This is a genomic window from Pseudomonas sp. NPDC087817, assembly GCF_044742875.1.
Lineage (GTDB): Bacteria > Pseudomonadota > Gammaproteobacteria > Pseudomonadales > Pseudomonadaceae > Aquipseudomonas.
On the sequence record NZ_JBIUVJ010000094.1, the window covers coordinates 1 to 12,266 of the forward strand.

The 12,266-nt window shown below is 59.8% G+C and carries 12 protein-coding genes and 2 pseudogenes; 3 read left to right on the forward strand and 11 right to left on the reverse strand.

What is annotated here, in order from left to right; translation table 11 throughout:
* The 3 genes and pseudogenes from ACIONG_RS28290 to ACIONG_RS28300 all read right to left on the reverse strand — a co-directional run.
* Positions 1-402 (reverse strand): annotated as a pseudogene (locus ACIONG_RS28290) (hypothetical protein); the annotation flags it as partial.
* Positions 403-499: 97 nt separating this feature from the next.
* Complete coding sequence (locus ACIONG_RS28295; RefSeq protein ID WP_103307196.1) at positions 500-1,153, reverse strand: COG3650 family protein; 654 nt, start codon at positions 1,151-1,153, stop codon at positions 500-502.
* A gap of 59 nt (positions 1,154-1,212) precedes the next feature.
* A complete protein-coding gene (locus tag ACIONG_RS28300) occupies positions 1,213-1,812 on the reverse strand; it encodes a short chain dehydrogenase (protein ID WP_401304128.1) in 600 nt (199 codons plus the stop codon).
* Positions 1,813-1,916: 104 nt separating this feature from the next.
* Here ACIONG_RS28300 and ACIONG_RS28305 point away from each other — a divergent pair, with 104 nt between their 5' ends.
* Positions 1,917-2,831, forward strand: a complete 915-nt coding sequence (locus tag ACIONG_RS28305; protein ID WP_213027767.1) for a LysR family transcriptional regulator — start codon at positions 1,917-1,919, stop codon at positions 2,829-2,831.
* 23 nt (positions 2,832-2,854) lie between these two features.
* Here the strand turns inward: ACIONG_RS28305 and ACIONG_RS28310 are convergent, their stop codons facing one another.
* The 4 genes from ACIONG_RS28310 to ACIONG_RS28325 are packed head-to-tail and all read right to left on the reverse strand — an operon-like array spanning position 2,855 to position 5,301.
* Complete coding sequence (locus ACIONG_RS28310) at positions 2,855-3,331, reverse strand: DoxX family protein (RefSeq protein ID WP_401304131.1); 477 nt, start codon at positions 3,329-3,331, stop codon at positions 2,855-2,857.
* Positions 3,328-4,086 carry a DUF2063 domain-containing protein gene (locus tag ACIONG_RS28315; RefSeq protein WP_401304134.1) on the reverse strand — a complete coding sequence of 253 codons (759 nt, stop codon included), beginning with the start codon at positions 4,084-4,086 and terminating at the stop codon, positions 3,328-3,330. Before ACIONG_RS28315 ends, ACIONG_RS28310 begins: the two co-directional genes overlap by 4 nt.
* Positions 4,083-4,970 carry a DUF692 domain-containing protein gene (locus ACIONG_RS28320; protein ID WP_401304137.1) on the reverse strand — a complete coding sequence of 296 codons (888 nt, stop codon included), beginning with the start codon at positions 4,968-4,970 and terminating at the stop codon, positions 4,083-4,085. The genes ACIONG_RS28315 and ACIONG_RS28320 overlap by 4 nt, the downstream gene beginning before the upstream one ends.
* Positions 4,971-4,995: 25 nt before the next feature.
* A complete protein-coding gene (locus ACIONG_RS28325) occupies positions 4,996-5,301 on the reverse strand; it encodes a DUF2282 domain-containing protein (protein WP_401304139.1) in 306 nt (101 codons plus the stop codon).
* Positions 5,302-5,485: 184 nt separating this feature from the next.
* Here ACIONG_RS28325 and ACIONG_RS28330 point away from each other — a divergent pair, with 184 nt between their 5' ends.
* Both ACIONG_RS28330 and ACIONG_RS28335 read left to right on the forward strand, forming a co-directional pair.
* Positions 5,486-7,207 (forward strand): DUF2599 domain-containing protein, encoded by a 1,722-nt coding sequence (locus ACIONG_RS28330; protein ID WP_401304142.1) that lies wholly within the window; start codon positions 5,486-5,488, stop codon positions 7,205-7,207.
* A gap of 34 nt (positions 7,208-7,241) precedes the next feature.
* Complete coding sequence (locus ACIONG_RS28335; protein ID WP_401304145.1) at positions 7,242-8,480, forward strand: DUF2599 domain-containing protein; 1,239 nt, start codon at positions 7,242-7,244, stop codon at positions 8,478-8,480.
* 179 nt (positions 8,481-8,659) lie between these two features.
* Here ACIONG_RS28335 and ACIONG_RS28340 read toward each other — a convergent pair whose 3' ends face one another.
* From ACIONG_RS28340 to livH, 4 genes and pseudogenes are all read right to left on the reverse strand, one after another.
* Entirely contained in the window at positions 8,660-9,361 is a 702-nt protein-coding gene (locus ACIONG_RS28340) for an ABC transporter ATP-binding protein (protein ID WP_103307205.1), read from the reverse strand.
* Positions 9,362-10,129: a high-affinity branched-chain amino acid ABC transporter ATP-binding protein LivG gene (gene livG / locus ACIONG_RS28345; RefSeq protein ID WP_401304151.1), complete on the reverse strand. Its 768-nt coding sequence runs from the start codon at positions 10,127-10,129 to the stop codon at positions 9,362-9,364.
* Complete coding sequence (locus tag ACIONG_RS28350; RefSeq protein WP_401304148.1) at positions 10,126-11,382, reverse strand: high-affinity branched-chain amino acid ABC transporter permease LivM; 1,257 nt, start codon at positions 11,380-11,382, stop codon at positions 10,126-10,128. Before ACIONG_RS28350 ends, livG begins: the two co-directional genes overlap by 4 nt.
* Positions 11,379-12,188 (reverse strand): annotated as a pseudogene (gene livH / locus ACIONG_RS28355) (high-affinity branched-chain amino acid ABC transporter permease LivH); the annotation flags it as partial. The gene ACIONG_RS28350 and the pseudogene livH, both read right to left, overlap by 4 nt.
* Between the last annotated feature and the right edge of the window lie 78 nt (positions 12,189-12,266).

Below are 12,266 nucleotides of genomic sequence, written 5' to 3' on the forward strand. Positions count from 1 at the left end.
CTGACGCACGTCGGTGCCGCGTTCGAGGATGATCGGCTTGAAGCCCATCTGTGCCAGCAACAGGCCGGCGAAGATCCCGCACGGGCCGAAACCAACCACGATCGGGCGCTGGCTCAGGTCGCTCGGCGCCTGACCGACGAATTTGTAGGTGACATCCGGCGCCACGTTGACGTTACGGTCGTCGGCGAACTTGCCCAGCACCTTGGCCTCGTCGCGCACTTCGAGGTCGATGGTGTAGATGAAGCACAGTTCGGAGGATTTTTTGCGCGCGTCGTAGCTGCGCTTGAACAAGGTGAAATCGAGCAAGTCATCGCTGGCGATGCCCAGGCGCTGCACGATGGCGACGCGCAGGTCTTCTTCGGGATGGTCGATTGGCAGCTTGAGTTCAGTGATTCGTAACATGGCGAGGATCCGGGTTCGCGGGGCGCACAACTGCGCCAGGGCGTTTGAAGGCCGCGATTATAAGCCGCAAAGGCCGGATCCGGTGAGGCTAAAACGCTCAGTCGTTGCGCGATCCGCCGAAATACCCGCAGCCACGCTGCACCTGGCCGTCGATGCGCAGTTCGGCGCTCATGTGCTGCACGCTGCCGGTTTTGCTGTCGACACAGCGTTGCGGCGCGACCCACAGTTCGATGCGCTGGTTGTTGGCTTCGCTGCTGAGGTTGAAGCGACCGTCGCCCAGTTGTTCTTCAACATAAGGCACGGCGAGCGGTGGCTGGCCATCACGGTCAATGACCATGCCTTTGCCGCTGACTTTGACGTTCCATTCCGGGCCATGGCCGGTGGCGCGCAGGATCAGCAGTTTGAAATTGGCGTCATCGCACGCGGTGCCGGAGCGCTCGACGCGATACAACTGGGTGAGGTCGAGGCGGTCGCCGGCGACTTTGCCGCGTACGTCGGCGAACAGTTTGCCCTGCTCATCGGCGAGGGTCGCAGCCTCTTGCAGGATGCTGGTGCCGCCGATGTCGTTGATCACGTATTGGCGTTGATCCTGACACGGCTGGAACACCAGTTTGCCGTCGACCGCCGTCAGTTGCCCCTGCATTCGCGTCTGCCCGACATGCGAGGCACTTTCACGCTGGCCATCGAACAATTGGCAGGCGGCAAACAACGGCAGCAAGGCAACAAGGACTAACGAACGGGCAACACGCATCTTCGGCTCTCCAGACAAGTGCCGCCACGTTACGCAGCCTGACCGTTCATCACAAGGGTTTAGCCCACGTGAAATGTCTGACCGGTTTGCAAGCCTTCAACACTTTTCGCGTAGGCCAAAGCCACATCCGCCGCCGGAACCGGCTTGTAACCACGGAAATACGGCGCGTAGCTGCCCATCGCTTCCAGCAGGACGGTCGGGCTGATCGAGTTCACGCGCAGGCCGCTCGGCAGTTCGATGGCGGCCGCGCGCACGAAGCTGTCCAGTGCGCCATTGACCAGCGCCGCCGACGCGCCACTGCGGATCGGGTCATGACTGAGGACGCCGGTGGTGAAGGTGAACGAAGCGCCGTCGTTGGCGAATTCGCGGCCGATCAGCAGCAGGTTGACCTGGCCCATCAGCTTGTCTTTGAGGCCCAAGGCGAAGCTGTCTTCAGTCATCTCACCCAGCGGGGCGAAGGTCACGTTACCGGCCGCGCAGACCAGTGCGTCGAACTTGCCGGTCTGTTCGAACAGCTTGCGGATGGACGCGCTGTCGCTGATGTCGACGTTGAAATCACCGCTGTTGCGGCCGATACGAATGACTTCATGACGTTGCGACAGTTCTTTGTCCACGGCCGAACCGATGGTGCCGCCAGCGCCTATCAACAGAATTTTCATCGTGCTGTGCCTCGAGTGATTGAACGAGGTTTCAGTCTAGAGTGGTTTTTTTTGTAGATAAGCGCACTAATGGGCAACCTTTGGTTTTCAAATGGAAACAATCCATGAGCGAGATGGATGACCTCGCGGCGTTCGCCGTTCTGATCGAGGCCGGCAGTTTCACTTTGGCGGCGCAGCAACTGGGTTGCAGCAAGGGCCAGTTGTCCAAGCGCATCAGTCAGTTGGAAGCGAGCTTTTCTGTGGTGTTGTTGCAACGCACGACCCGGCGTTTAAGCCTGACCGCGGCAGGCGCGGCATTGTTGCCGCAAGCCCAGGCACTGGTTGTCCAGGTGGAAAAGGCGCGTCAGGCATTGGCGCGATTGAAGGACGACATGGCCGGCCCGGTGCGTATGACGGTGCCGGTGTCGCTAGGGGAAACCTTCTTCGATGGGCTGCTGCTGGAGTTTTCGCAGAAATATCCCGAGGTGCAGATCGAGCTGGAGCTGAACAACAGTTACCGCGATCTGTCCCGGGACGGCTTCGATCTGGCAATCCGTAGTGAAGTGGCCAATGACGAACGGCTGGTAGCCAAGCCGCTGCTGGCCTGGCAGGAAATGACCTGCGCCAGCCCGGCGTATCTCGAACGCTTCGGCGAGCCGGCGACGCCGCAGGCGCTGGCCGAGCACCGTTGTTTGCTCAACAGCCATTACAGTGGTCGCGAGGAGTGGCTGTATCACCAGCAACATGAGTTGCTGCGCGTGCGGGTATCGGGGCCGTTCGCCAGCAACCATTACAACTTGCTCAAGAAAGCCGCGTTGACCGGGGCCGGTATCGCCCGATTGCCGTCGTACCTGTTGCAAGCGGAATTGGCCGATGGTCGACTGCGCTGGCTCCTGCGCGATTACCAGACCCGGCGCATGCCGATGTACCTGGTGCATCCTTATCAAGGCGGCTTGCCGAAACGCACGCAGGTATTGGCGGACTATCTGATTGGCTGGTTCAAACGCAGCGGTGAGGCGCTGGATCGCCTCCAGCGCTGACGTCGCTCCCACAGGGGATTTTTTTATTTTGCGAAGCGGCGTGCGATCAAGTGATCTATCGACAGCCTGCCAGGGCCACGAGCCATCAGAAACAGCAACACCGCCGCCCACGTGCCATGAGTCGGATACGCGTCCGGATACACAAACAGCTGGATGGTCAGCGTCATCCCCAGCAGCGCCAGGGCAGAAAAGCGTGTGGCGAAGCCGAGCAGAATCAGCATCGGGAAAAAGTGCTCGGCAAACGCGGCCATGTGCGCGGCGATTTCCGGCGATAGCAGCGGCAGGTGGTATTCACTTTTGAACAGTGGAATCGTTGAGTCCGCCAGACGCGGCCAGCCGAGTTGAAAAGTCCCGTCAATCAGATCGATGGCCAGGCCTTCGACCTTGGTCTGTCCGGATTTCCAGAACACGGCCGCAATCGAAAAGCGCGCGAGGAAAGCAATCAGACTGTGGGGGATTTTCTCCAGCAGCGCGATGGCGCGGAGGATGAGCGTGTTCATGGCGATTCCTTGTCGTTCAGATGAGTGATGGCGTTGTGTGCGATCAATAGGGCCAGGGTTTGACTGAGGTCGAACGCCGGGCTGTTTTGCGCCGCTGCCAGCAGTGACTGGCCATCGAGCAATAGACGGATAAACACGCTGGCGCCGTGTTCGAGGGCAAACACCTCGACGTCCAGATGGTTACGCAAGACCAGGGCGTACTGCGCTTGGTGAATGTTGATGGCTTCAAGCGTTGCGTCGTGTTGATGCGCAGCCCAGATCGCGACAACGGCATGGCTTGAGTCGAACAAGCGCAACGACGGGTGAAGCCCTAAGCACAGTTCGCTCAAAGAGTCGGGTGCAGACAGGGCGGCGGTGATTTTTTCCGGGTATATCGGGCTGGCATCGGCGGCGTGGTAGGCGACGGTACGCAGGTGCTCGAGACGTGCGACATCGGCCAGATAGGGCACGCTGAATGCCGGTTCAAACCTTTCGATGAAATCCGCAAAATCTTCGCCATAGAAGCTCATCAACGGACTGTGCGGTGGCCGAGCCTGTATGAACACGGCCGCCATGGCGCGGAAGAATTCCTCGCCAACCAATTGCGCAACCACCGGATAACTGTCGCCCAGAGCGTTGATCAGCGAACTCTGCACGTTGTTGCGATACACCGCGAAACGGCTCTCGGGATCGGCACCGTTGGCGCTGCACAGGCCTTCGGGGCAGGGCGATTGCACATCGAGCAGTGCCACCGTGAAGGCCGCTTGCGTGGTCATGATCGACCCCCGGCTTGCATCAGCAAGTCATCAGCCTGCCGCGCTTCGGCGAGCAAGACGCTGAACACCGGCACCTGATTGTCGCGTTCGATCAGCGTTGCCACCGGGCCTGTGCGCTCCAGCACTTGGCGGTACAGATTCCACACCGCCTGATCAATCGGCGCACCATGATCGTCGATCAGCAAACGGTCGCCGAGACTGTCGCTATCTTCTGCAAAACCGGCCAGATGAATCTCGCCCACCGCGTGCAATGGCAAGGCATCGAGATAAGCCAATGGATCGCGCTGATGATTGATGCACGACACGTAGACGTTATTGACGTCGAGCAACAAGCCGCAGCCGCTGCGGCGGATGACTTCGGCAATGAAGTCAGCTTCGTCGAGGGTCGAGCGTTGAAAGGCCAGATAGGTCGCCGGATTTTCCAGCAGCATGCGGCGCCCGAGGGTGTTCTGCACCTGATCGATATGCTCGCAGACGCGGTGCAGCGTCGGTGTGTCATAGGCCAGTGGCAGCAAGTCATTGAGGAACACCGGGCCATGGCTGGACCAGGCCAGGTGTTCGGAAAAGGCGTGCGGTTGATAGCGTTCGATCAGTGCACCGAGACGCTTGAGATGTTGCACATCCAGCGGCCCTTCAGCGCCGATGGACAGCCCGACACCGTGCAGCGACAGCGGGTACTGCTCGCGAATCAATCCGAGAAAATGATGAAACGGACCGCCGGCCACCATGTAGTTTTCGGCGTGGACTTCGAAAAAACCGAGGTCCGGTCGGGACCCGAGCACTTCCCTGAAGTGCCCGGTCTTGAGCCCCAGCCCGGCGCGGGCAGGGAGCCCGGTGAGGGCTGCCTGAGTGTCGGAGAGGGCAGGGTTGTTGATTGTGAACATGATCGTCACTCAGGCAGGCCGCAGGTCAGGACTTGGCTTTGAACGCTTCCATCTGACCGAAGCCGGTCGGCGAGGTCTTGCTTTCAGTGGTCGTGCAAGTGCCTTTCGGAACGAGTTTCCAGGCGTTTGGCTGGTAGTCCATTTTCGCGGTGCCGGCACAAGTGGTGCCTGCACCTGCGGCGCAATCGTTATGACCTTTCATTGCCACGCCGAAGCATTTTTCCATGTCGGCGTCAGCGGCGTGGACGGTCGATACGGCGGCCATACTCAGAGCGGAACCGAGGGCCAGAACCAGTGCAGTGGCGGACAGGGTGCGGGTGGTAGCAGTCATGATGTTTCTCCGAATTGAGCTTGGGTTTTACAAGCGGTTTGCGCTTGCTTGTCCCTCTAGAGAAACGACATCGCGATGCGTTACAGCGCAGCCGGATTTTTTTAGAAAAAAATGCAAAACCCTGAGTGTTCTATAGTCATTTCAACGGCCACATCGACAGGCCGATTTACCAGGACGGTATCTCATGAAAATGGAGCGCTCAGACTCGCGCGTGCTGTCGCGCGGGACTTCATCTTTCGCTTTGGCGTGCGCGCTGGCGTTGCTGTGCAGTACGCTCGCCGCGCAGCCACTGCTTGATCCACAGGACACGCTCAAGCGGATCAATCACAACTACAACACCCTCAAGCAAGAGTGTCAGGAACCGGATACCGGCGCCCCGCGTGGTCTCTACTATTGCAGTGGTGTGACCTTGCGCATGGTCAATGACGGCCCCTTCAATCCCTGGGACTACAGCCCCTACGCGGTCAAGATCGGCGCAACTTCCTACTCGTGGATTCGCAAGGATCTGAGTACGAAGATTCTCATTCACCCGGCCGGTCTGATCCTGCGAACCCCCACCGATGCGGCGGCGTTGAACCTGCCAGTCAAGGAGCAGGGGTTTACCTGCATCTACGCGTTCGATGGCGGTACCGGGCCGGAACGCAAGTGGTACGGCTGCGGATTCTTCGACAGTCGCGAGCCACCGCGTGCCGCTCAGGGCGTGATGAACAACCGCAATGCCGCGCTGGCCTACGGCACTTGTGCGGAAGCCGGAGTCACCACGGCAGAGCAATGGACACAGAAATACACCGGGCTGATGAAGGGCCCGATCCAGTACGGCCAGTGTTCCTTCAACGCCGAGAAACCCAGCGACTGGCAGGCGATGATCCGGGTTCACGAGTCCCGGCCAACCACCACCAACAAAGACCCGTTCGCTTTCAGTGCCCAGGTCAACGAGTTCATGTTGAAGAACGCTACCGCGACTAACGACGGCAGCGAAAACATGAAGTACATCGATGCCTTCATCTACAACGTCAACAGCACCCAGAACTTCGCCACCCGTGGCGATCAGGCTCCGCCGAAACCGGAAAACGGCCTGAATAGCGCACGCAACTTCCAGAAGAAACTCCAGGCGCAGGGCTACAGCGTGCCGATCCTGCGGCTGGACTTCACCAAGCCTGCCGAACAACGTTTCAGCTATGTCGCCGCTGACCAGGCGATAGACCTGACGGCGGCTGGCGGCGCGCAGCCGACACCGGCGCCACCGGCGCAGAAATACATCGCCGAGGCAGTCTGGATCGAACGTTACGATCCCGGCAGCAAGAGGAACGAATGGTCACTCAAGATCACGCCCACTGCCCAAGGCAAAGCGATTCAGGCCAGTGATCAGGAGGCCTTGTACAAAGAACTGTTCGCCCTGCGTGGCGCCGATAGCCAGTGGCGTGACAACGAGAAATCGGCGGGCAGCATGCGCGGGCAATTGAGCTGCCTGATCCAGAACTATCCGGGCAAGACCGAATGGAATCTGGAACCGTTCCGGCCCAATGTCAGTGCGCAGGAATCGGCCAGGGCGGGCTGCAATCCACTGCCGGTTCAGGCACCGCAATACATTGCCTCAGCCGACTGGATCAAACGTTTCGACCCCGGCACCGGCAAGGATGAATGGAGCCTTAGCGTGGTGCCCACAGCGGCGGGGCGTGCCTTGCCCGGCGAGCAGGTGGCGGCGTTGTACGACCAACTGCTGGCGCTCAAAGGCGCGGACAGCAACTGGCGGGACAACGAAAAATCCGCCGGCAGCATGCGCCAGCAATTGAATTGCGTCCTGCTCAATTACCGCAACAAAACGCCGTGGAATCTTGAACCTTTCCGGCCGGCGTTATCGGACAACGAGACGCGGGCCGCGGGTTGCAACCCGGTCCCGCGTTGAGGGTGTGTGTTGGCTAATCAAGGAGATGCAAGCCATGAAAAAACGTTTGAACAAGATCGCTCCATTGCTCATGTTCCCGCTGCTGGTGCAGGCGACATGGGCCAATGCCGAGTCATGCGACGAGACGCTGAGGAAGGTCGAATCGTTGTACAACAAAACCGTCGACAGCTGCGGTCAGGATCCCGCCTCGGACTGTTCAGGGCTATTGGTTCGGGGCACGCACCGCGCCGACCCGGCCAAGGGGCAAAAATGGGACGTCTGGAATCCCAGCCCGAAAGCGCTGGAGCTGGGGACTTTTGCCGCTTCGTACATGCGGGCCGACGGCATCAGTTATGAAGACCCCGGCATGAGCACGCAAAACGGCTATCTGATTACCCCCAGAGATCTGGTTCGCGACCCCGAGACCCCGGTGCATGTCTATTGCGCGTTCCCCAACGATGCCTGGACTGACTTTCGCAATGACCGAGGCTGTGGCGACAACAAAAACACCGCCCCGGCAGAAGCGGTCTGCCAGGCCATGAAACCACCGATCCTGAGTCCGAATGCCTGGGTCGCGCACTTCACCCAGTACAACAACAATCGGCAACAGGACCAGTTGCAATGCGGCTTCAACATGCGCAATCCGATGAGTAGCAATGAGCGCGTCGACGCCTTCCGCAACTTCATGGGCGCGCGCAAAGTCATCAACAGCCGCGAGTTTCAGACTCAGACAGAACTGCGTCTGGGCAACCCGAAAACTGACGAGTTGCCGATTCTGGCGTTTTTCTACAGTGATCAGCGTGGCTTGAACGATGCGATGGCCAACCAGCGCGACTACAAGGCCAAGACCGGCAAGGAACGCAACATCATCAAGATCGACTTCCCGAAAACCCCGGTCGCCAAGGCCTCTTTCTCATGCATCCAGACCTCGACGCCAGCGGCGCCACAGTTCTGCGAGAAGTACATCGAGTCGAGCACCTGGGTACAACGGCCTGATCCGAAACTGGGGCCGAACACCTGGTCGCTCTCCGTGGTGCCGACTGCTTGCGGTCGTGCAATCAAGGACGATCAGACCGACCGGATGTTCGCCGAGTTGTACAACAAGCACAAAGACGATCAGCAGTGGCGGCAGTACAGCGTCAATGGCGGGTCACTGCGGCGGCAGATGGTCTGTCATCTGGCGGCGACTTTCGACGGCAAACCTGTGAGGAACAAGCCTGAGTGGAACCTTGAACCGGCACGGCCTTACGTCGATCAGGCCACGGCGGTAGCGCAGCACTGCAATCCGTACTGACCCTCCACTCTAGGAGCGAGCTTGCTCGCGATGGTGTTGTGTCATTCAACATCAGTGGTGCCTGACTCGACGCGATCGCGAGCAGGCTCACTCCTACAAGGGATTTTCGGTGGGTTTGAGGTTTTTGGTGCGCATAAAAAAAAACGGCCCGAGGGCCGTTTTTTGTTGGGCGAAAAGACTCAGCCGCCGAGGTATGCCTCGCGTACTTTCGGGTCGGTCAACAGCGCTTCACCAGTGCCTTGCATGACCACGCGGCCGTTCTCCAGAACGTACGCACGGTCGGCGATTTTCAGCGCCTGGTTGGCGTTCTGCTCGACCAGGAACACCGTCACACCGTCCTTGCGCAGCTGTTCGATGATGTCGAAGATCTGCTGGATGATGATCGGCGCCAGACCCAGCGACGGCTCGTCGAGCAGCAGCAGTTTCGGCTTGCTCATCAGCGCACGGCCGATGGCGAGCATCTGCTGTTCGCCGCCGGACATGGTGCCGCCGCGCTGGTTGAAGCGTTCTTTCAGGCGAGGGAACAGGCCGAGAACCTTGTCCATTTGCTCCTGATAGTCGCCCTTGTCGGTGAAGAAACCGCCCATCGACAGGTTTTCTTCAACGGTCAGACGGGCGAACACCCGACGACCTTCCGGCACCACAGCGATGCTCTTGCGCATGATCTGCGACGAGTCCTGGCCGACCAGTTCCTCACCCATGTAGCGGATGCTGCCGCTGTGCGCCTGCGGCGAACCGCAGAGCGTCATCAGCAACGTGGACTTGCCGGCACCGTTGGCGCCGATCAGCGTCACGATCTCGCCCTGACGGACTTCGACGTTGACGTTGTGCAGGGCCTGGATCTTGCCGTAGAAGGTGGAAACGTTTTCGAACTGCAGCATTTACGCTTCCCCCAGGGAGGCTTTGATCACTTCAGGATTGTCGCGGATCTGTTCCGGCGTGCCGTCGGCCAGAGGCGTGCCCTGGTTGATCACGACGATGTGGTCGGAAATGCTCATGACCAGTTTCATGTCGTGTTCGATCAGCAGCACGGTGACGTTGTGCTCTTCGCGCAACACGCTGATCAGCGCCTTGAGGTCTTCGGTTTCCTTCGGGTTCAGGCCGGCGGCCGGTTCGTCGAGCATGAGGATCCGTGGACGGGTCATCATGCAGCGGGCGATTTCCAGGCGCCGTTGCTGACCGTAGGCCAGGGTGCCGGCGGTACGGTTGGCGAACTCCTTGAGGTTGACCTTTTCCAGCCAGTACTCGGCAAATTCCATGGCCTCGCGCTCGCTTTTGCGGAACGCCGGGGTCTTGAACAGTCCGGACAGGAAGTTGGTGTTGAGGTGACGGTGTTGGGCGATCAGCAGGTTTTCGACCGCCGTCATGTCCTTGAACAACCGCACGTTCTGGAAGGTGCGCACCACGCCTTTGAGGGCAATCTTGTGCCCCGGCAAACCCTGAATCGGCTCGCCGTCCAACAGGATGCTGCCGCCCGAGGGCTGGTAGAAACCGGTCAGGCAGTTGAACACGGTGGTCTTGCCGGCGCCGTTCGGGCCGATCAGTGCAACCACCTGTTTTTCCTTCACGGTCAGGGCCACGCCGTTGACCGCCAGCAAGCCGCCGAAGCGCATGCTCAAGTTTTCGACTTTAAGGATCTCGCGGCTCAGTTTCGCAACTCCATGTGTGGGCGTTGCATCGGCAGCAGACCTTGTGGACGCCAGATCATCATCAACACCATCAGGGCACCGAACATCAACATGCGGTACTCGCTGAACTCACGCATCATTTCCGGCAACAGAATCATCACAACGGCCGCGAGAATCACGCCCAGTTGCGAGCCCATGCCACCCAACACGACGATGGCGAGGATGATCGCCGACTCGATGAAGGTGAACGATTCCGGCGTCACCAGACCCTGGCGGGCAGCAAAGAAGCTACCGGCGAAACCGGCGAAGGCAGCACCGAGGGTGAACGCGGACAGTTTGATGATCGTCGGGTTGAGACCGAGCGCACGGCAGGCGATTTCGTCTTCACGCAGCGCTTCCCACGCACGGCCGATCGGCATGCGCAGCAGGCGGTTGATGACGAACAGTGCTGCCAACGCCAGCAACAGGGCAACGAGGTAGAGGAAGATCACCTTGTTGATCGAGTTGTATTGCAGGCCGAAATACTCGTGGAAGGTTTGCATGCCTTCCGCGGCCTTACGTTCGAAGGTCAGGCCGAAGAACGTTGGTTTTTCGATGTTGCTGATACCGTTCGGGCCACCGGTGATATCGGTCAGGTTACGCAGGAACAGACGGATGATCTCGCCGAAGCCGAGGGTCACGATCGCCAGATAGTCACCGCGCAGACGCAACACCGGGAAACCCAGCAGGAAGCCGAACGTCGCCGCCATCAGGCCGGCAATCGGCAGGCAGATCCAGAAGCTCAGGCCGTAGTAGTGCGACAGCAGCGCGTAGCTGTAGGCGCCGACGGCATAGAAGCCGACGTAACCGAGGTCGAGCAGACCGGCCAGACCGACGACGATGTTCAGGCCCAGGCCAAGCATCACGTAGATCAGGATCAGCGTTGCGATATCCACCGCGCCACGCGAGCCGAAGAACGGCCACACCAGCGCAATGAGGATCAGCGCAATGATGAAATAGCGCTGGGTGGTTGGCAGGGTCAGGAAGTTGCTGGCCTTGGCCGGGATCAGCGGCAGGCCCGGCGAGGAGTTCCACGCCTTGCTGATCTGCTGGTTGAACAGCACCCGCAGGAACATCAGCACCGAGCACACGGCGATGGTCGCCAGAATGGCCGGGCTGGTGCCGTGCACCTCGAGGTTGATGCCGACGATGGTCAGTTTCAGACCGAGTACCGGGTAGGCCACGGCCCACACCAGCAAGGCACTGAACAGTGCCTGTTTAAGATTCCTAGTCATACTTTCTCAACCTCCGGACGGCCCAGAATGCCGGTCGGACGGAACAACAGCACCAGAACCAACAAGCCGAAAGCCACGACGTCCTTGTACTGGTCGCCGAAGATATCGGCGCCAAAGGCTTCCGCCACCCCAAGCACCAGCCCGCCGAGCATGGCGCCGGGGATGCTGCCGATGCCGCCAAGTACCGCAGCGGTGAAGGCTTTGAGGCCGACGAGGAAACCGGCGTTCGGGTTGATCACGCCGTATTGCATGCTCAGCAGCACAGCGGCAACCGCTGCCAATGCAGCACCAATAACGAAGGTCAGGGCGATGATGTTGTTGGTGTTGATGCCGAGCAGGTTAGCCATCTTGATGTCTTCGGCACAGGCGCGGCAGGCGCGGCCCAGGCGGGAGCGTGAGATGAACAGCGTGAGGCCGAGCATGGCGATCAGGGTCACCACGAACACCACGATCTGCATGTAGGAAATCAGCACTTCATGTGCGCCACCTGGACCGAAGGCAATGTTGCCCGGAATCAGGTTGGGGATTGCTTTGTCCTTGGAGTCTTGCGCCAGCAGAACCGTGTTCTGCAGGAAGATCGACATACCGATGGCGGAAATCAGCGGGATCAGACGGTTGCTGCCGCGCAACGGGCGGTAGGCAATGCGTTCGATGCTGTAACCGGAGGAACTGGTGACGACGATGCTGGCGATGAACGCCGCCGTCATCAACAGCGGGACACTGTCGAGTCCCATCATGGTCAGCCCGGCGAAGGCTATGAACGCCACGTAGGAGCCGATCATGTACACCTCGCCGTGGGCTTTGTTGTGCGTAACAACGTACGGGGCTTAGATCGTGAGAGCGTGGGGGAGGGAGTGAGAGTTGCTGGCCGTGTAGATGACGGT